Genomic DNA, 19,429 nt, shown 5'->3' with positions numbered 1-19,429 from the left:
GGGAGGCGGGCCGCGTTGCTACCCGGACCGGTCCGGCGTCACTCGTCGAAGACCAGCGACGGGGTGTCGACCCGCAGGGTCTGGCCGCGGAAGAACTCCGGGTGCCGCGCCCGCCAGACGAGCATGAGCACCGCGCCGAGCAGCAGCAGGCCGATCCCGATGACGAAGACGCTGCCGACGCCGAACACCGAGGAGCCGCTGCCGTAGGCGGGGTCGAGGGTGTCGACCGCCGTCTGCACGAACACCGCGGTGAGCATGAGCGCGCCCAGCAGCGGGAAGACGCCCTTGAACACCAGGTCCCTGGCACTGCGGCGCAGCTCGTGCCGGAAATACCACACGCAGGCGTAGGCGGTCAGGCCGTAGTAGAAGCAGATCATCAGGCCCAGCGCGTAGATCGTGTCGATGAGCACGTTCTCGCTGATGAGCGTCATGCCCACGTAGAACGCCGCCGTGGCGGCCCCGGCCACCAGCGTGGCGGTGGAGGGCACCCGGAAGCGCGGGTGCACCTCTGCCAGCCGCTGGGGCAGGGCCCCGTAGGTGCCCATGGCGAGCATCGTCCGGGTCGTCGGCAGGAACGTGGTCTGCAGGGACGACGCCGAGCTCGCGACGACGGCGAGGAAGAGCAGGAACGCCAGCCCCGGACCCATGACCGGGCCGGCCAGCGCGGCGAACACGTTGTCGCTGGTGTCGGGGTTGCCCAGGCCGGTGCCCTCGGTGCCGACGCCGGCGTACATCTGCACGACGATCGCCACGCCGAGGTAGGTCACGATGATGACGACCATGGTCAGCAGGGCCGCGCGGCCCGGGGTGCGGGCGGTGCCGGCGGTCTCCTCGTTCACCGTCAGGCAGGTGTCCCAGCCCCAGTAGATGAACAGGGAGAGCGACAGGCCGGCGGTGAACGCGCTGAACGAGGTGATGGCGGTCGGGTCCAGCCAGGACGCCTCGAACGGGATCGCACCCGGTGCGGAGCCGGCCTTGGCCAGCGCCAGGACGGCGAACACCGCGAGCACGGCCATCTGGAAGCCGACCAGCAGGTACTGCACGCGCTTGGTGGCCTCCACGCCCCGGTAGGTGATCCAGGTGGCGACGGCGACGAACGCCACGCAGGTGAGGACGTTGACGAGCGTGTCGTCGCCGAGCGCCGCCACCGACTCCGAGCCGGTGAGCTCACCGAGCAGCAGGTAGAAGAAGGACACCGCCACGCCCGCGAGGTTGGACAGCACGATGACCGTGGCCAGCAGCGCGCCCCAGCCGCAGAGCCAGCCGACGTAGGGGTTGAACGCCTTGGTCGTCCAGGTGAACGACGTCCCGCAGTCCGGCGCCACCCGGTTGAGCTCCCGGTAGGCGTAGGCGACCAGCAGCATCGGCAGGAAGCCGGCCAGGAAGACCGCCGGCATCTGCAGGCCGACCTCGGTCACCGTGGGACCGAGGGTGGCCGTCAGCGCGTACACCGGCGCGATGCTCGAGACGCCGAGCACCACGCTGGCCAGCAGGCCGACCGAGTTGCTCGACAACCCCTTGGCCCGCAGGTCGGCCTGCCGGGCGGTCGCCGGCCTCTGTTCCACCGCCATGCGGTCCTCCTCTCCGCGCCGCTCCCGCGGCATGTCGTCAGCAGGCGGGTGTGCTCCGCCTCACACGCGACAGCCAGCCAGGTCGGCACGGATCGCGGAAGACGCCACGGTGTACACCCGACTCGGGCCCCGTCGACACTCCGGCATGGCCGTCGTCCACGGATCCGAGCGCGAGGAGCATGCACCACGACTGTTTCGCGTGCGTGTCGGACGCGCACCCGTCCATTCCGTCGGGTGACCCCGCCCCAGGAGGAGGCCGAGGGCCGCCCGTCCCGCCGTTCCTCCGGGAGGACGTCGATCGCCGCGCCGAGGACATTCTCACGGGCTTGGCAACACGGAAACCGTCGCCTAACCTCTCGGCACGTACGGATTCCGTCGTCATGGTGGCTCGCCTGACGCGTCCAGCCTTAACCGCACGACCGATCGGACCTCCACGCGATGACGCGCTACGGCGCCCAGTTCGGGCCTGACATCACCTACCTCGGCGTCGACCGCTGCGACCTGGGCGACCCGGCGTCCTTCGCGGACGCGGACGTCGTCGTCCTCGGTGCGCCGTTCGACGGCGGCACGTCGCACCGTCCGGGCACCCGCTTCGGCCCGCAGGCGATCCGGATGACCGACTACCTCGCCCACGACGGGTCGCGGCCGAGCCTGGCGCTGCGCACCGACGGCCTGCGCGACCTGCGCGTGCTCGACGCCGGGGACGTGGAGATGTACTCCGGCGACATCGAGACGGCGCTGCGCTCGCTGGAGGCCGCCGTCGAGACGGTGACCCGCTCCGGCGCCATCCCGGTCGTGCTCGGCGGGGACCACTCGATCGCCTTCGCCGACGCCAAGGGCGTGGCCGACGTGCTCGGCCACGGGCGGGTGTCGATGATCCACTTCGACGCGCACGCCGACACCGGCGACATCGAGTTCGGCTCGCTGTGGGGCCACGGCCAGCCGATGCGGCGGCTCATCGAGTCGGGGGCACTGCGCGGCGACCGCTTCCTGCAGGTCGGCCTGCGCGGCTACTGGCCGCCCCCCGAGACGCTGGACTGGATGGCGGCGCAGCGGATGCGCTCCTACGAGATGACCGAGATCGGCCACCGCGGGCTCGACGCCTGCCTCACCGAGGCCTCGGCGATCGCCACCGACGAGTGCGACGGCGTCTTCCTCTCGGTCGACATCGACGTCTGCGACCCCGGGCACGCACCCGGCACCGGGACACCGGAGCCGGGCGGGCTCACCGCCCGCCAGCTGCTGGACGCCGTCCGCCGGCTGTGCCTCGAGCTGCCCGTGGTGGGCATCGACGTCGTCGAGGTCAGCCCGCCCTACGACCACGCCGACATCACCGCGGCCCTGGCCAACCGGGTCGTCCTCGAGGCGCTCTCGGCCATCGCCCGCCGCCGTCGCGACGCCCGCGACGGCACCCGCTGGGACCCGTCGGTCCCCCTGCTCGCGAACCGCCCCGACACCACCCAGGAGAACCCGTCATGACCGAGCTCGCGACGTCCTGCCACGGCTCCGGCACGGCCGGCGCGCGCGCCGCCGGCACCCCGCACCCCCTCGACCCCCTGACCGCCGACGAGTTCCGCGCCGCCGCCGGCATCCTGCGCCGCGACAAGGGGGTCGACGAGCGCTGGCGGTTCGCCTCCATCGAGCTGCGCGAGCCGGCGAAGGACGTCGTCCGCGCGTTCTCCCCGGGCGACCCGATCCGCCGCGAGGCCCGGGTGACCTGCTGGAGCCGTGACGAGGGGACGCCGTGCAAGGCGGTCGTCTCCCTCACCGACGACGCCGTCGTCTCCTGGGAGGCGATGCCCGGCGAGCAGGCCAACATGACCCTCGACGAGTGGCACGAAGCGCACGAGGTGCTGATCGAGCACCCGGCAGTGGTCGAGGCGCTGGCGGAGCGGGGCATCACCGACCTCGACCTGGTGCTCATCGACACCTGGGCCTACGGCCACTCGCTGATCCCCCAGGGCCTGCAGGACCGCCGGGTCGGCTGGACCGACGTGTGGCGCCGCTCGGTGCGCGGCGGCAACCCCTATGCCAACCCGGTCATGGGCCTGCACTTCGTCGTCGACCTCAACACGATGGAGCTGCTGCACGTCGAGGACAACCCGCCGCCGGCGCAGCCCGCCGTCATGGGCGAGTACGTGCCCTCCCTCGTCCCCGGGCTCGAGCAGCGCACCGACGTGAAGCCGCTGGAGATCACCCAGCCCGAGGGCGTCTCGTTCACCCTCGACGGCGCCGAGCTGCGCTGGCAGAACTGGTCGATGCGGCTGGGCTTCAACCACCGCGAGGGCCTGGTGATCCACCGGGTCGCCTACGACGGCCGGCCGATCGCGCACCGGATGTCGTTCGCGGAGATGGTCGTGCCCTACCGCGACCCCAGCCCCGACCACCACCGCCGCACCGCGTTCGACATCGGCGAGTGGGGCCTGGGCTTCATGACCACGTCGCTCAAGCTCGGCTGCGACTGCCTCGGCGACATCACCTACGTCGACGCCGTGCTGCACGACACCCGCGGCGAGCCCTACACGATCGAGAACGCGATCTGCCTGCACGAGGAGGACGACGGCGTGCTGTGGAAGCACGTCGACGAGCAGGCCGGCGCCGAGGTCCGGCGGTCACGGCGGATGGTCGTGTCGTTCCACGCGACCGTCGCCAACTACGAGTACCTGACCTACTGGCGCTTCTACCAGGACGGCACGATCCAGTGCGAGGTCCGCGCCACCGGGATCATGGTGACCAGCGCCTACGAGGACACCCCGCCGGCCTACGGGACCGTGGTCGACGAGCGCACCTACGCGCCGATCCACCAGCACTTCGTCGTCGCCCGGCTCGACATGGAGGTCGACGGCCCGGAGAACACCGTCGTGGTCACCGAGAGCGAGGCGCTGCCGGTGTCCGAGGACAACCCCCACGGGCTCGCCGTCGTCACCCGCAGCCGGGCGGTGGAGACGGAGTCCGAGGGGCGCCTGGACGTCGACTTCGCCACCCAGCGCAGCTTCAAGGTCGTCAACCGGACCAAGCCCAACCGCCTCGGGACGGCGCCCGGCTACAAGCTGTACGTCAACTCGGCGCTGCCCGCGCTGGCCGACCCGAGCGCGCCGTTCCGGCAGCGGGCGCAGGTCATCGACCACCCGGTGTGGGTGAGCCGGTACGACGAGGAGGAGCGCTGGCCCTCCGGCGAGTTCTGCAACCAGAGCCGCCGGGACGCCGGGCTCCCGGAGTGGACGAAGGCCGACCGGCCGGTCGCCGACACCGACCTCGTGCTCTGGCACGTCTTCGGCATCCACCACGTCCCCCGGCCCGAGGACTGGCCGGTCATGCCGGTCGACGTCGTGTCCTTCGAGCTCAAGCCGGTGGGCTTCTTCGACCGCAACCCGGCCCTCGACGTGCCGCCCGCCCCGGGCGCCTGCCACTAGCGATGGGTGAGGACCCCCCTGCCCCCCGCCGCTCGGAGAAGGGCCCCGTCCTCGCCACCCCTCGCAGGCTCGGGGCGGGAACCGGGACGGGGCCGGGGCTCCTGCAGGGGGGTCCGGCATGACGCAGCCGCTCGGCGTGGCGGCCCTGCCGCGGTTCCTCGCGCACGGCGCGGCGGGGGCCGCGGGAGGTTGCGCCGCCGTGCACGCGCTCGGACTGGTCGCTGCGCCGCACTCCGGCACCGCTCTCCTGTCGGCGGCCTGCCTGCTGTGCGCGGTGCACCTGTGGCGCCGGCCGGGCCGGGCGGCGTGGGGCGCGCACGTCGTCCTGACGACGGCGATGCTCGCCGTCCACCCGCCCGTGGTGCCCACCCACCACGCCGCGACCGGCCTGGCCGCCTGGGCCGGGCCGGTCGCGGGTCTGCTGGCGGTCGTCGCGCTGCTGCTCGCGGCGGTGCGGGGGTACGGCGCGGTGCGGGGTACGGCGCGGTGCGCCGGATCGGCTGAGCGTCGGCAGCGGTGTGCTGGTCAGCAGTCCTCCGTTGCCGCCGTCCTCGATGGGGGCCCCGCCCGATCGGTACCTCGGCAGGCGGCGTTCGCACCGGAGGCGGCCTCAGGGACATCCCGGCGGCATCCCGGGTGACACGCCGCCAGGAGTGGACCCGCTGATCCGGTGGTCGCGTGTCACCGCTTGCCCGGTGGAGCCACCACCAGCGCGACGCCCAGAGCGGTGACCCCGATCCCCACGAACGACAGCCCGCTGACCCGCTCGCCGAAGAGCAGGTACGCCTCGACGGCGGTGGCCACCGGTACGAGGTAGTAGAGGCTGGAGACGCCTGCGGCCGTCCCTCGGCGCAGCAGCAGGAGCAGCAGCAGGACGGCGCCGATCGACAGGACGAGCACCAGCCAGACGAAGGCGGCGACGAACTCGTCGGTCCACCGGATCGACATGTCCTCGGTCGCCACCGCGACCGCCAGCAGCACGGTCGCGGCCGACGCGTACTGCACCGCCGTCCCCCAGACCAGCGGGATCCGGTCGCCGTGCCGCTTCTGGTAGACGGTGCCGAGCGTCCCCGAGCCCAGTGCCACCAGGCACGCGACGACACCGGCCACCGGGAGGGGTTCGGCCGTGCCGGCGTCGGCGATGCCCGGGCCGACGACCAGTACGACGCCCGCGACGCCGAGCGCCAGTCCGAGCCACTGGAGTGCCGTGGGCCGCTCGCCGAGCACCCGGGCGGCGAGGACGGCGGTGAGCACCGGTTGCAGGCTGACGACCACCGCCGACACCCCCGCGGGCACGCCCAGCGAGATGCCGTAGAAGACGCCGCCCAGGTACCCGCCGTGCAGCAGCAGCCCGGCGATCGAGGCGTGGCCGTACTGCGGGCGGGCAGCCATGCCGGCCGAGCGCAGTGCGACGGCCAGGACGCCGAGCAGGACCGCGGCGACGCCCAGGCGCAGGCTCAGGAAGGTGAAGGGCTCGGCGTAGGGCAGCCCGTACTTGGCGCCGACGAAACCTGTGCTCCACAGCAGGACGAACAGCGCCGGCCCACCCAGCGTCTGGACCCGCGAGGTCGTCCCCGTCATCGGCTCAGTCTGACGACGCCGGTTGCCCGGAGTCACGAGGAACGCAGCCTGCCAGCCGGGCCCCAGGGACGCCTCGGACAGGTCTCCGGTGCCCATCGGCGGCTCGTCGACGATCGCGACGCGCCCTCGCCGCAGTCTGCGTCCAGCCGCGGAGACGGACCGTCGTGCACTCGCACGAGGCGCCTCGGCGAAGCGGTACGTGGACGGCCGTGTCCGTGGCGGTCCGCTCGGTGACGTGGCGGTGACACGCTCCGGCCCAGGATGTCGGCGAGACAGGATGGGGGTGGCCGGGACATGGCCGTCAAGGTCGGCACGTTCAACGTCCTCAACCTGGCCCGGCGAGGCGAGCGCTACTACCCCGACGAGGAGCCGTACTCGGCCGCCGAGTACGACCAGAAGGCGACGTGGATCGCCGGGCAGTTGACCCGCATGAAGGCGCACCTGGTCGGCTTCCAGGAGGTCTTCCACGAGGAAGCCCTGCGTGATGTCTGCGACCGGTCGGGTCAGTTCCCCGACGGCACCGTCGTGGCACCGGGCGCCGACGGGGCCAGTGGTCCACGGCTGGGCCTGGCCAGTGGGCTGCCCATCGACGAGCCGGTCACGACCATCACCGACTTCCCGGCCGGGATGGGGGCGGAAGCGGGAGGTCTCGCCCTGCCGGTCGGGACGTTCAGTCGCCCGATCCTGCGCACCCGCGTGGTCCTCGACCCGGAACAGGGCGCGACCTCGACGGTCTTCGTCGCCCACCTGAAGTCCAAGCGGCCGATCCGTGACCCGCAGGCACCGGAGCACGATCCGCGCGAGGAGGCACTCGGCAAGGCGCGGGCGCTCATCCGCCGCGCCGCCGAAGCGGCGGCCCTGCGCTTCCTCGTGCTGCAGGAGACCATCGGCAACGCGCAACCCGTGATCGTGCTCGGGGATCTCAACGACGCCGCCCGCGCGGTCACCACGGACATCATCATGGGTGACTCACCCTCGAGGTTCTGGCCGAGGGACCCCGAGGACAGGCAGGCCTACTGGGACCGACTCCTGTACTCGGCCTATGAACTCACCGTTCGCCGGACCGGACGTGACGTGAGCTACACGCACATCTTCAACGGGCGCTACGAGAACCTCGACCACATCCTCGTGAGCCAGGAGTTCTACGAGCGCAATCCGCAACGGATCGCGGAAGTGGTGGACCTTCGGTACTTCAACGACCACCTGTTCGACAGCCAGCTCAGCGACGACCGCCGCGACCGGATCGTCTCGGATCACGCACAGCTGGTCGCCGAGATCCGCCTACGGTGACCTCAGCCGCCACCATGGCACCCGTCCCCGCTCCCGGCGACGAGTCACGAGGCGCCGACGCCGACGCCGTCGACGCCCGCCGTCAGGACGCGCCTCGGCAGGCCGACGTGCGCACCTACCCCTCCCCTCTGGCGGGAATGTCTCCACCCTGGCCACCGAGCTGCCCACGCCGGTGGCGGCCGAGTGCTGGAACACGTCGACCGGCTGGCGGCGATGCTCGAGACCGACGGCGACCCCCGCCCCATCGGCGCGCTGCGGTGCTCGCCGACCTCATCCGCCGGCCCTGGGACACCGGCCGGCCCGCGGTCACCACCCACCTGACCATCACGCTGCGCTGGACGCGCTCGCGGGCCGGACCGACCAGCCCGGCGACACCGCCCGGCCACCTTTCTGACCGGAGCCGGGCCGCTGGTCGGCTCGTCGCCACGCCCACGAGCCGACCAGCACGGGGAGCGCGACCGTGGGCCTGAGGACCCCTCAGTCCTCGGGCAGCCGCACCGGTGCCAGCTCGTCGAACAGGTCGCCGGGGCCGGGGTTGTCCGGGTGGGTGCGCCCGCCGAGGTGGTGGACGACGCCCCACACCGCGTTGAGCGCCGTCTGCACCGCGCCCTCGGCCCAGCCGGCGGTCCAGGAGATGTCGTCGCCGGCGAGGAACAGGCCCCGGTACCGCTCGGGCAGCTCGTCCTGCACGAAGTGGGTGAACAGCCGCCGCTGGTAGCGGTAGTGGCCGGGCAGGTTGGCCTTGAACGCGCCCATGTAGTCGCGCTCGGACTCCCACGACACCGTCACCGGCGAGGCGATGACGTGCCGGCGCAGGTCCACGTCGGGGTAGATCTCGCGCAGCGAGGCGAGCATGACCTCCATGCGCTCGGTCGCCGACAGCGGCAGCCACTTCAGCGAGTCGTCGGCCCACGTGTAGCTCAGGCAGATCAAGCCCGGCTTCCCCTCCCCCTGGTCGAGCAGGTAGGTGCCGCGGGTCATCCGGTCGGTCAGGGTCATGCTCATCCGGTGCCGGCCGGTCTGCGGGTCGACGTCCTTCCAGAACGGCCGGTCCACCAGGCAGAACAGCTTGGTCGAGCCCATGTAGTGGGTGCGCTCGATCGCCGTCCAGTGGTCGATCGGGAACAGCTCCTCGTCGCAGACGATGCGGGAGAGCAGGTTCCAGCTCTGCGCGGTGAACACCGCCGCCTTGTAGGTGCGGATCCCGCCGGCCTGGTCGGTGACCGTCAGGCAGTTGGGCGCGGTCCGGTGCAGCCGGGTGACCCCGGGCAGCGGCCGCCCGCCGGGGTGCAGCGAGGCCAGGCTGGTGCCGGCCGGCCAGTGCACCGGCGCCTCGACCTCCTCGCGCCACAGCCCGACCGGCAGCTGCTGGCAGCCGCCGACGATGGACAGGTGGTCGTCGTCTGCGGCGGTGAAGACCACCCGCAGGATCTCGAGCATCGAGTTGGGGTAGTCGGTGTCCCAGCCGCCGGTGCCGAAGCCGACCTGCCCGAAGACCTCGCGGTGCCGGAAGGAGCGGAACGCCGGCGAGGCGGCGAGGAACCCGTAGAAGGTCGTGTCGTCGAGCTGCTCGACCAGCTCGTCCCAGATGGCCTTGATGGTCTTGACGTCGCGGTCGCGGATCGCCTGCTGCATCTCCCCCAGGCGGGCACTGCGGACCAGCGTCTCGTGCCAGGCGTCGGCGACCTCGCGGTAGAGCGGCGGCAGGTCGTCGAGGGTGCGGGCGTAGTGCGTCTCCCCCTTGAGGTCGACCACGGTGCTGGGCGTGGCGACGTCGAGCGGGTTCGGGAAGCGCGTCGTCGACAGGCCCAGGCGGTGCACGTAGGAGAACAAGGCGGTCGACGAGGGCGGGAAGCGCATCGCGCCCATCTCGGCGACCACGCCGGGGTGGCCCTCGAAGCCGAGCGAGCGCAGCCGCCCGCCGATCTCGTGGGCCTCGTAGACGACCGGCCTGAGGCCGAGCTTCATCAGCTCGTGGGCGGTGACGATGCCCGACAGACCGCCGCCGATGACGGCGACCTCGGTGCCGTGCTCGGCCTCGGGCACCTCGCCGAGCCCGGCCGGGTGGGCCAGCCAGTCGTCGTAGGCGAAGGGGAAGTCCGGGCCGAACATGGTCAGCGGCCGGATCGGCCTCTCCTCGCCCGGCTCGTGCGCGGCGACGGGGATGGCAGAGGTCATGCGGGCTTCTCCGTGGGATAGAGCTCGGGACGGCGGTCGGCCAGGTGGGTGTTCACCCGGCGGGAGGCGGTGAGGACGGCGGGGTCGACGTCGGTCACGAGCAGTTCCTCGCCCCGGCCGGCCCGCACCAGCTCGGTGCCGTCGGGGGCGATGACGCAGCTGGCGCCGCAGTAGACGAACTCCCCCTCGGCACCGGTGCGGTTGGTGTAGGCGACGAACACCTGGCTCTCGTAGGCGCGGGCCGGCACGAGCACCGTGCCGACGTGGCCGTAGGGGTCCATCAGCCCGGTGGGGACCACGAGCAGCTCGGTCCCGGCGAGGGCGTGCGCGCGCACCGCCTCGGGGAACTCGACGTCGTAGCAGACCAGCAACCCGACGGTGAGGTCGTCGAGCCGGAACTGGACGACCCCGACGTCGCCGGGCACGAAGGCGTCGCGGTCGACGTCGCCGTAGAGGTGCGTCTTGGCGTAGCGGGCGAGCAGGGCACCGTCGGCGTCCACGACGACGACGGAGTTGGCCACCCCGGCCGGGGTGCGCACCGGCAGCCCGACCGCGATGGCGAGCCCGGACTCGGCGGCGATGGCCGCCACCCGGTCGGTCAGCGGCCCGGGGACCGGTTCGGCCAGCTCGGCGACCCGCTCGGCGCCGATGGCGTAGCCGGTCAGCGACATCTCCGGCGTCACCAGCAGCCGGGCGCCGGCCTCCGCCGCGCGGCGGGCGGCGGAGGCCACGGCAGCCAGGCCGGCCTCCGGGTCCGGCGTGCTGGCCGGCCCCTGCAGCAGTGCGATCCGCACGGTCAGGCCCCCGGCGCGGTCGGGGCGTCCGCACCCGTCCGCAGGGCCGAGTGGCGGTACCCGTAGCCGAAGTAGACGGCCAGCCCGACCAGCATCCAGGCGAGGAACACCAGCCAGGTCGCCGAACCCAGGCCGAACATGAGCAGGACGCAGAACAGCACGCCCAGCACCGGGGTCAGCGGGTAGAGCGGCGTGCGGAAGCTGCGCGGCAGGTCGGGCCGGGTGCGACGCAGCAGCACGACGCCGACGTTGACCAGCGCGAAGGCGAACAGCGTGCCGATGCTCGTGGCGTTGGCCAGCTCACCGAGCGGGACCAGGCCGGCCAACAGCGCGATCACGACGCTGACGATGACCGTGTTGGCCACCGGGATCCGCCGGCGGGCGCTGACCCGGCCGAACACCGGCGGCACCAGGCCGTCGCGGGACATCGCGTAGAGGATGCGGGTCTGCCCGTAGAGGACGGTGAGCACCACGCTGGCGATCGCGATGACCGCACCCAGGGAGAGCAGCACGGCGGTCCACGTCTGCCCGGTCGCGATGCTCAGCACGTCGGCGAGCGCGGCCTCCGAGCCGCTGATCTGCGGCCACGGCACCGCGCCGACGGCGGCCAGCGCCACCAGGACGTAGACGACGGTGACCACGAGCAGCGACAGCATGATCGCGCGCGGGAGGTCGCGGCGGGCGTCGCGCGCCTCGTCGCCGGCGGTCGAGGCGGCGTCGAAGCCGATGTAGGAGAAGAAGGCCTGGGAGGCCGCGGCGGTCACCCCGGCGATGCCCATGGGCAGGAACGGGGCGAGGTTGCCGGCGCGGAAGGCGGTGAAGGCGACCACGCAGAAGAACAGCAGGACGCCGACCTTGAGCACGACCATCGCGGTGTTGACCCGCGCGCTCTCGGTCGTGCCGCGCAGCAGCAGCACCATGGCGAGCAGGACGACGACCAGGGCGGGGACGTTGAACACCCCGCCGTCACCGGGCGGCGCGGACAGCGCCTCGGGCAGCACGGCCCCGACCGTGCCCGAGGCGAGGTCGTCGATGTAGGCCCCCCAGCCGACCGCGACGGCGGCCACCGAGACCCCGTACTCGAGCATCAGGCACCAGCCGCACACCCAGGCGACGAGCTCGCCCATCGTGGCGTAGGTGTAGGAGTACGAGGACCCGGAGACGGGGATGCTGCCGGCCAGCTCGGCGTAGGACAGCGCCGAGAACAGCGCGGTCACCGCGGCCAGCACGAAGCCGAGGACGACGGCGGGACCGGCCAGCGGCACGGCCTCGCCGAGGATGACGAAGATGCCGGTGCCGAGGGTGGCACCGATGCTCAGCGCGGTGAGCTGCAGCAGGCCCATGGACCGGCGCAGCCCGTGCCCGCCCGCCTCCTGGTGCTGGGCGACGATGACGTCGACCGGCTTGAGCCGGAACAGCTGGCTGCGGGCCGGAGCCGCGCCGCCCGTTCCGCCCTCGACTGTCTCCACGTGCGCTCCTCTGCGGCCGTGTCCCGGCATCGGCGTCCTGCCACCAGGGTCCTCCGACGGACACCTGTGGCGTGGGTCGCAGGGAGCATCATCAGTGGTTGCCCATATGTCAACCACAGTTTCCTGGCCGGACTACGCCGGCGCCATCCGCCCGTCGGGGAGTGCCGGGGCGAACACCCACAGCACGCGGGTGGTCCCGTCGGCGCGCAGCGAGCGGAAGCCGTGCTCGGTGCCCGGCGAGAAGGTGAACGCGTCGCCGGGCCCCAGCACGGTCACCTCGCCGGCCACGGTCACCTCGAGCTCGCCCTCCAGGACGAAGACGAACTCCACCTCGGCGGGCAGGGCGTACGTCCCCGCACCGCTCCCGCCACCGGGTGCGACCTCGGAGAGGATCGCCTGCAGCCGCCGCTCGCCGGAGGGGGTGAGCAGGTACTCGGTCAGCCCCCGGCCGCCGAACGCGATCGGCGGGTAGCTGCCGGCGCGGACGGCCTCCCCGCCCGGCGCGGCCTCGAACAGGCTCCCCGGCGAGATGCCCAGCGCGGCGCACACCCGGACCAGGGCGGCCACCGAGGCGGTCGCCTGGTCGCGCTCGAGCTTGCTGAGGAAGCCCTTGGTCAGCCCGCTGGCCTCGGCCACGTCGGTGAGCGTGAGCCGGCGGGCCAGCCGGACGGCCTTGAGCCGTCCGCCGATGCGCGGCACACCGTCCGCACGCGCCGTGCCGTCCGGAACCGCCGTCATGCCACCTCCCCGGTCCCCAGGGACACTAGTCAGCCGACGCCGGGAGTTGACAAGTGGGAAACACGAGTTGACAGTGGCGGCCGACCCGGACGGGGGACGCGACCCCGCCCCGAGCCCTTGGAGAGCCCGTGCAGGAGCAGACCCCGATCGGCCCCGTCGACGCCACCCGGGTGCCCCGCTACGGCGGCCCGGCCACCTTCGCCCGCCTGCCGCGGATCGACGAGGTCTCCCGCGCCGACGTCGCCGTCCTCGGGGTGCCCTTCGACTCCGGCGTCAGCTACCGGCCCGGCGCCCGGTTCGGCCCCGGGCACGTGCGGGCGGCCTCGAAGCTGCTGCGGCCCTACAACCCGGCGCTCGACGCCACCCCGTTCGGCACGCAGCAGGTGGCCGACGCCGGCGACATCGGCGTCAACCCGTTCGACCTGGGCGAGGCGATCGAGACGATCGACCGGGAGGTGACCGCGCTGAGGGCCGACGGCGCCCAGCTGCTCACCATCGGCGGCGACCACACCATCGCGCTGCCGATCCTGCGCTCGCTGGCCCGCGACCACGGACCGGTCGCCGTCCTGCACTTCGACGCCCACCTCGACACGTGGGACACCTACTTCGGCGCCCCGTACACGCACGGCACGCCGTTCCGCCGCGCCAGCGAGGAGGGGCTGGTCGACCTGGAGCGCTCGCTGCACATGGGCATCCGCGGCCCGCTGTACAGCAAGCAGGACCTCGAGGACGACGCCGTGCTCGGCTTCCAGGTGATCCGCTCCGACGACTACGAGGTCGACGGCGTGCGCAGCATCGTGGAGCGGATGCGCGGCCGGCTCGCCGGCGGCCCGGTCTACGTGTCGGTCGACATCGACGTTCTCGACCCCGCGCACGCACCGGGCACCGGCACGCCGGAGGCCGGCGGGCTCACCAGTCGCGAGCTGCTCAACACGCTGCGCGGACTGGTCGGGCTGGACGTCGTCGGCGCCGACATCGTCGAGGTGTCCCCGCCCTACGACCACGCCGAGCTCACCGGCATCGCCGCGGCCCACGTGGGCTACGAGCTGCTGTCGGTCCTGTCGCTCGACCGCGCCGGCGCCTGAGGTTCAGAGCCCGGCGTCGGGCGATGCGTGGCTCTGCGGCCCGCGGGTGCCCCAGGCGTAGGTCTGCTTCGCCAGCCCCAGGTAGAGGTGCGTCTCGGTGGACTCCACACCCTCCACCGCGCGGATGCGGGCGACCACGTCGAGCAGCTGGTCGTCGTCCTCGCAGACGACCTCGACCAGCAGGTCGACCGACCCGGCGGTGATGACGACGTAGTCCACCTCGCCGAAGGCGGCGATGCGGTCGGCGGCCGCGCGGGCGTCGCCGCTGGTGCGCACGCCGACCATCGCCTGCCTCGAGAAGCCGACCTGCAGCGGGTCGGTGACCCCGACGATCTGCATGACCCCGGCGTCGAGCAGCCGCTGCACCCGCTGCCGGACGGCGGCCTCCGACAGCCCCACCGCCGCGGCGATGCGCGCATAGGGACGGCGGCCGTCCTCTTGCAGCTGCTCGATGATCGCCCGTGAGACGTCGTCCAGCACGAACCGCCGACGGATGCTCATGCCAGCCCCTCCCCCGCACGTGGTCCCGGCGGACCCGGGTCCCCGGATCGTAGCCAGGCGCCGCCGCTGACGACGTGGCCCGTCGGGCTGGCCCAACCCTTCGATTCTGGCATCCCGGGCCGCTCTCGACGACGGGATCCGCAGCCACGACCGCCACCGAGCGGGATGTCGCAGCGCCCGGTCAGCCCGTCGGCGCCGACCTCTGCCTGCGCTCCGCCCAGCGGGTGTTCGACGACGAGGGGAGGACCCCGCTGCGCCACCGACTGCACGCAGGACGATGCGTCGCCACGGGAGCGATGAGTGCCCGGGCCTCGGACGGTCTCCGCAGTGGGTCCGCGGACCGGCCGCGGAACGTGCTGAGCGAGGTCGCATGCACCGCGTTCTGGTCCAGCAGTGGGTCTCCGTCGACGGTATGGTCGCCGGCCGGAACGGCGAGACCGACATCTTCGACGCCGTCACCGACTTCTCCGCTTCCGACCGGCACAACACGGCGCTGCTCGACTCCGTCGACGAGGTGCTGCTCGGCAGACGCACCTACGAGGAGTTCGTCCAGTACTGGCCCACGGCCGAGGGCGAAGCGCTCGCCCCACTCGTCAACGCGCTGCCCAAGACCGTCGCGTCGACCACGCTCGGCGCCGCGCCGTGGGGTGAGCACCCACCGGCACGGATCGTTCCCGACGCCGTCGGGCACATCCGGTCGCGCCGGACGGCCGGCGCGACCGGGACCACGATCGTCTGGGGCAGCATCACCGTGATGCGCGCTCTGCTGCGCGCCGAGCTGGTGGACGACCTCGAACTGTTCGTCGCACCGGTGCTGCTCGGCGCAGGCACGCCGTTGCTCGATCCGGCCGGGCCCACCGTGCGCCTGACGCTGCGGGACAGCGAGACCTGGCCCGGCGGCTCGCTCCGAGCGCGCTACGCGGTCCCTGCAGCCGACCCCATCCCACAGCCCTCGATCGGTGCCGCCGGTCGAGGCCGGGCCGACCGACCGACAGGTCCTCCCAGGACTCGTCCGTCGTGCGGGACACGGCGGTCAGCCGATCCTCCACCAGTCGGCGGTGGAGGGATCTCGTGGAGTCCGTGACGAGGGAAACGGCAGCGGCTCGGTGCCACGGCGCCCGTCCACGTGGATCCACGAGGCCACGATGCCGACCGCATCGCGATCGGTGCAGCCGCGCCCGGCGGTCGAGCCGGCAGATCCGCCTCGGCTGGCGTGGTCCCGTGGTCGGCCGGCTCCTGCCCCAGCGTCGGGTGCCCACGCCGCTCGTGCGAGCGCGGCGACGCGGGTGCGCAGCGAGGAGCAACGGTGGTCCGCGGGATGCCGTCCCCGGTCCCGTCGGGACACCGCGACCTCCGATGCCGAGCGCAGGCGGCGAAGGCCGCACGCAGCGGGCCGCTCAGGACCGCCGTCCCCTGATCAGGGAGGCGTGTCACCCCCGCTGGTGTGTCCGGCAGCCCGCCGTCGACGGTCGACCAGGGAGGCGTGTCCCTAGGTGTCCTCCCCCGCCGGCACGCAGAGCACCGGGCGGTCGGACAGGTGCAGCAGCTTGTGCGACACCGAGCCGAGGACGGCACCGCGCAGTGGGCTCTCACCCCGGGTGCCGACGACGATGACCCGGCCGTCGTGCCGGTGCGCCGCGTCGATCAGCGCCTGGGCCGGCTTCTGGGGCAGCACCTCGACGACCGTGCGGACGCCGGCCCCCTCCGCCTCCGCGACCGCGTGCGACACCGCCGTGCGGCCCATCTCGGTGAGCGCCCGCTGGTGCGCCTGGAACTCCTCACCCAGCCCACCGGGCGGTTCGACGCCGTACACGAGGACGAGGGGCTCGTCGAACCGGGTGGCCAGCGAGATCGCCATGGCCAGGGCCGGCCGGGACCCCGGCGACTCGTCGTAGCCCAGGACGATGCTCACCGCAGGTCCTCGTCGACGTGGACGCGGTCGCCGGCGACCCCGGGTCGCTCCTGCCAGAACCGGCTGTCCTTCGCCCGCCAGACGACCATCAGCACCAGTCCGACGACGAAGATCCCGACGCCGATCACCAGCGGCGGGCCCACGCCCAGCCACGCCTGCCCGGTGTAGGAGTTCTCCGGGTCGGCGAGGTCGCGGATCGACAACGCCAGCAGCCAGGTGAGCAACCCGGCCCCGATCAGCGGCCCGACCCCGATGAGCAGGAACGCCGACACGCTGCGGGTCAGCTGCCGCCGGTGGTACACGGCGCAGGCGATGCCGGTCAACGCGTAGTAGAAGGCGATGAGCAGCGACAGCGCGGTGATCGAGTCGAACAGCGCGTTCTCGCTGAGCAGGCTCACCGCGACGAACCAGACGCTGGCGATGACGCCGACCCACCAGGTGGAGACGTCGGGGGTGCGGTGGCGCGGCGAGATGTGCCCGAACCGGCGTGGCAGCGCGTGCCGCCGGGCCATCGACAAGCCCGTCCGCGACGCCGGGAGGATCGTCGTCTGGGTCGACGCGATCGCCGCCGTGGCCACGGACAGGAGGACCACCCAGTCCCAGCCGCCCATCACCTCGGTGGACAGCAGGGCGAAGATCGCCTCCTCCTCGTCGGCGTTGTCGGCCAGGTAGTCGGTGCCGGCGAAGGCCAGGACGGCGATCGCGACGGCGACGTAGGTGACCAGCAGGACGACGGTCGAGGCGATCGCGGCGCGGCCGGACGTCGAGGTGGAGTCGCGGGTCTCCTCGGTGAGGTTCACCGCCGACTCCCACCCCCAGTACGCGAAGACGCCGAGCAGCAGGCCGCCGGTGAGCGCCGCGCCGCCGGCGCCGAAGGGGTCGAGCCAGCTCCAGGCGGGATCCAGCCCGCCGAGTGGGCTGTCGCCGGTCACTCCCCGGTAGATGGCGACCGCGGCGAACACCAGCAGGGCCACGGTCTGGGCGAGGATCAGCGCGTTCTGCAGCCGGGCCGACAGCTCGGTGCCGAGCACGCAGATCCACGTCATGAGCAGGACGAGCCCGACGGTCAGCACGAGCACGACGGCGGTGTTCTCGGCCAGCGAGTCGAGGTCGAGCGTGCGCAGCGTGAAGACGACGCCGACGTTGGCCAGCGACCCGATGATGAGGACGCCGGTCATCGTGATGGCCCAGCCGCCGATCCAGCCGGCCCACGGCCCCATCGCCCGGGTGACCCAGGAGAACGTCGTCCCGCAGTCGGGGTCGACCCGGTTGAGCGCGGCGAAGGCCGACGCGATGAGCAGCATCGGCACGAACGAGGCCAGCAGCACGCCGGGGGCGTTGACCCCGGTGAGCGCCACCAGTGCGCCGATGATCGCCGCCAGTGAGTAGGCCGGCGAGGTCGAGGCCAGACCGATCACGAGGGCGTCGAGGAACCCGATGGCGCCCGGGCGGAGCGTGGTCTCCTCGCCCGGGCGGACGGCGGAGTCCGGAGGGTCCGTCTGCATCCGACGGTTATCGCAGCAGAACCACCGTCCGACAAGGGTTCGGCGTTCGCGGACCGGCCTCAACTGCGGAACTCGTCGCTAGGGTGTCCGGCACCTCTGGAGGTGGACATGCGCATCCTGCTGGTCGGCGCCGGCGGTGTCGGCAGCGCGGTGACGGCGATCGCGACGCGCCGGGGCTTCCTGGAGCGACTCGTCGTCGCCGACTTCGACCCCGCCCGCGCGGAGAAGGCCGTCGCCGCGACGGGCGACCCCCGGTTCGTCGCCGCTCGCGTCGACGCCTCCGACGAGGCCGGCGTCCGGGCGCTGCTCGCCGAGCACGGCTGCGACGTGCTGCTCAACGCGACCGATCCGCGGTTCGTGATGCCGCTGTTCCGGGCGTCGCTGGCAGCCGGCGTCGACTACCTGGACATGGCGATGTCCCTGTCGCGTCCGCACCCGGAGCGCCCGTACGAGGAGACCGGGGTCAAGCTCGGCGACGAGCAGTTCGCGCTGGCCCCCGAGTGGGAGGCGGCCGGCCGGCTGGCCCTGGTCGGCATCGGCGTGGAACCGGGCCTCTCCGACGTGTTCGCCCGCTACGCCGCCGACCACCTGTTCTCCGCGATCGACGAGCTCGGTGTCCGGGACGGGTCCGACCTGACCGTGCGGGGCCACGACTTCGCGCCGTCCTTCAACGTCTGGACGACGATCGAGGAGTGCCTCAACCCGCCGGTCGTGTGGGAGCGGGACCGGGGCTGGTACACCACCGAGCCGTTCAGCGAGCCGGAGGTCTTCGACTTCCCCGAGGGCATCGGCCCGGTCGAGTGCGTCAACGTGGAGCACGAGGAGGTGCTCCTCATGCCGCGCTGGGTCGACGCCCGGCGGGTGACCTTCAAGTACGGCCTCGGCTCGCACGTCGTCCAGGTGCTCCGGGTGCTGCACGAGACGGGGCTGGACTCCACCACGCCGGTCCGTGTGGGCGACGTCGAGGTCGCGCCGCGGGACCTGGTCGCCGCGGCACTGCCCGACCCGGCCTCGCTCGGCGAGCTGATGACCGGGAGGACGTGCGCGGGTCTCCGGGTGAGCGGCACGGGGACCGACGGCCGGCCGCGCCAGGTGTACCTCTACCACGTCGTCGACAACGCCTGGTCGATGGCCGAGTACGGGTCCCAGGCGGTGGTCTGGCAGACCGCGGTCAACCCCGTGGTGGCCCTGGAGCTCCTGGCGACCGGACAGTGGCGGGGCAGCGGGGTTCTGGGTCCGGAGGCCTTCGACGCCGTGCCGTTCCTCGACCTGCTGACCGCCTACGGCTCCCCCTGGGGGATGCGCGAGGGCGGCTGAGGAAGGACCCCCTCGCCCCCGCCGCTCGCAGTAGGAGGATCCCGTCCCCCCACCCCTCGCAGGCCCGGGGCGGTG

Annotated in this window: 16 protein-coding genes; 7 read left to right on the top strand and 9 right to left on the bottom strand. The window is 72.8% G+C overall.

The genetic code is table 11. From position 1 onward, the window contains the following. Nucleotides 1-38 precede the first annotated feature (38 nt). Nucleotides 39-1,571, bottom strand: a complete 1,533-nt coding sequence (locus ACWIX3_RS12450) for an APC family permease (protein WP_448612378.1) — start codon at nt 1,569-1,571, stop codon at nt 39-41. A 438-nt stretch (nt 1,572-2,009) separates the two neighbouring features. On the opposite strand from ACWIX3_RS12450, the gene speB (ACWIX3_RS12445) reads away from it, so the two are divergent. The 3 genes from speB (ACWIX3_RS12445) to ACWIX3_RS12435 all read left to right on the top strand — a co-directional run bounded on the left by speB (ACWIX3_RS12445) (nt 2,010) and on the right by ACWIX3_RS12435 (nt 5,624). Continuing rightward, a complete protein-coding gene (speB, locus tag ACWIX3_RS12445; RefSeq protein ID WP_448612377.1) occupies nt 2,010-3,050 on the top strand; it encodes an agmatinase in 1,041 nt (346 codons plus the stop codon). After that, nucleotides 3,047-4,984 (top strand): primary-amine oxidase, encoded by a 1,938-nt coding sequence (locus tag ACWIX3_RS12440; RefSeq protein WP_448612376.1) that lies wholly within the window; start codon nt 3,047-3,049, stop codon nt 4,982-4,984. Before speB (ACWIX3_RS12445) ends, ACWIX3_RS12440 begins: the two co-directional genes overlap by 4 nt. Before the next feature lie 118 nt (nt 4,985-5,102). Continuing rightward, nucleotides 5,103-5,624, top strand: a complete 522-nt coding sequence (locus ACWIX3_RS12435) for a hypothetical protein (RefSeq protein WP_448612375.1) — start codon at nt 5,103-5,105, stop codon at nt 5,622-5,624. A 41-nt stretch (nt 5,625-5,665) separates the two neighbouring features. Here ACWIX3_RS12435 and ACWIX3_RS12430 read toward each other — a convergent pair whose 3' ends face one another. After that, nucleotides 5,666-6,565, bottom strand: a complete 900-nt coding sequence (locus ACWIX3_RS12430) for a DMT family transporter (RefSeq protein ID WP_448612374.1) — start codon at nt 6,563-6,565, stop codon at nt 5,666-5,668. Nucleotides 6,566-6,859: 294 nt separating this feature from the next. On the opposite strand from ACWIX3_RS12430, the gene ACWIX3_RS12425 reads away from it, so the two are divergent. Further along, complete coding sequence (locus ACWIX3_RS12425; protein WP_448612373.1) at nt 6,860-7,855, top strand: endonuclease/exonuclease/phosphatase family protein; 996 nt, start codon at nt 6,860-6,862, stop codon at nt 7,853-7,855. Between the two features lie 477 nt (nt 7,856-8,332). On the opposite strand, the gene ACWIX3_RS12420 is transcribed toward ACWIX3_RS12425, so the two are convergent. The 4 genes from ACWIX3_RS12420 to ACWIX3_RS12405 form a co-directional block, all read right to left on the bottom strand. Then, the gene (locus tag ACWIX3_RS12420; protein WP_448612372.1) at nt 8,333-10,033 is read right to left on the bottom strand and encodes a flavin monoamine oxidase family protein; all 1,701 of its coding nucleotides are present in this window, start codon (nt 10,031-10,033) and stop codon (nt 8,333-8,335) included. After that, nucleotides 10,030-10,827, bottom strand: coding sequence for a carbon-nitrogen hydrolase family protein (locus ACWIX3_RS12415; RefSeq protein ID WP_448612371.1), 798 nt, complete (start codon nt 10,825-10,827; stop codon nt 10,030-10,032). Before ACWIX3_RS12415 ends, ACWIX3_RS12420 begins: the two co-directional genes overlap by 4 nt. 2 nt (nt 10,828-10,829) lie before the next feature. After that, nucleotides 10,830-12,296: an amino acid permease gene (locus ACWIX3_RS12410; RefSeq protein WP_448612370.1), complete on the bottom strand. Its 1,467-nt coding sequence runs from the start codon at nt 12,294-12,296 to the stop codon at nt 10,830-10,832. 132 nt (nt 12,297-12,428) lie between these two features. Continuing rightward, nucleotides 12,429-13,034: a helix-turn-helix domain-containing protein gene (locus ACWIX3_RS12405; protein WP_448612369.1), complete on the bottom strand. Its 606-nt coding sequence runs from the start codon at nt 13,032-13,034 to the stop codon at nt 12,429-12,431. Between the two features lie 128 nt (nt 13,035-13,162). On the opposite strand from ACWIX3_RS12405, the gene speB (ACWIX3_RS12400) reads away from it, so the two are divergent. After that, nucleotides 13,163-14,119 (top strand): agmatinase, encoded by a 957-nt coding sequence (gene speB, locus ACWIX3_RS12400; RefSeq protein WP_448612368.1) that lies wholly within the window; start codon nt 13,163-13,165, stop codon nt 14,117-14,119. A gap of 3 nt (nt 14,120-14,122) precedes the next feature. Here speB (ACWIX3_RS12400) and ACWIX3_RS12395 read toward each other — a convergent pair whose 3' ends face one another. Beyond that, a complete protein-coding gene (locus tag ACWIX3_RS12395; RefSeq protein WP_448612367.1) occupies nt 14,123-14,620 on the bottom strand; it encodes an Lrp/AsnC family transcriptional regulator in 498 nt (165 codons plus the stop codon). 370 nt (nt 14,621-14,990) lie between these two features. On the opposite strand from ACWIX3_RS12395, the gene ACWIX3_RS12390 reads away from it, so the two are divergent. Continuing rightward, nucleotides 14,991-15,704: a dihydrofolate reductase family protein gene (locus tag ACWIX3_RS12390; RefSeq protein ID WP_448612366.1), complete on the top strand. Its 714-nt coding sequence runs from the start codon at nt 14,991-14,993 to the stop codon at nt 15,702-15,704. 405 nt (nt 15,705-16,109) lie between these two features. Here the strand turns inward: ACWIX3_RS12390 and ACWIX3_RS12385 are convergent, their stop codons facing one another. Together ACWIX3_RS12385 and ACWIX3_RS12380 are read right to left on the bottom strand one after the other, a co-directional pair. Next, nucleotides 16,110-16,532, bottom strand: coding sequence for a universal stress protein (locus tag ACWIX3_RS12385; RefSeq protein WP_448612365.1), 423 nt, complete (start codon nt 16,530-16,532; stop codon nt 16,110-16,112). Further along, on the bottom strand, nt 16,529-18,037 hold the full coding sequence (locus ACWIX3_RS12380) for an APC family permease (protein WP_448612364.1): 1,509 nt from the start codon (nt 18,035-18,037) through the stop codon (nt 16,529-16,531). Before ACWIX3_RS12380 ends, ACWIX3_RS12385 begins: the two co-directional genes overlap by 4 nt. 108 nt (nt 18,038-18,145) lie before the next feature. Between ACWIX3_RS12380 and ACWIX3_RS12375 the strand changes: the two genes are divergently transcribed. Beyond that, the gene (locus tag ACWIX3_RS12375; protein WP_448612363.1) at nt 18,146-19,354 is read left to right on the top strand and encodes a saccharopine dehydrogenase family protein; all 1,209 of its coding nucleotides are present in this window, start codon (nt 18,146-18,148) and stop codon (nt 19,352-19,354) included. Nucleotides 19,355-19,429 lie beyond the last annotated feature (75 nt).

The organism is Geodermatophilus sp. URMC 60 (assembly GCF_053502585.1).
The sequence above is the reverse complement of the archived record's forward strand: the minus strand, read 5'-3'. Positions and strand labels throughout refer to the sequence as shown.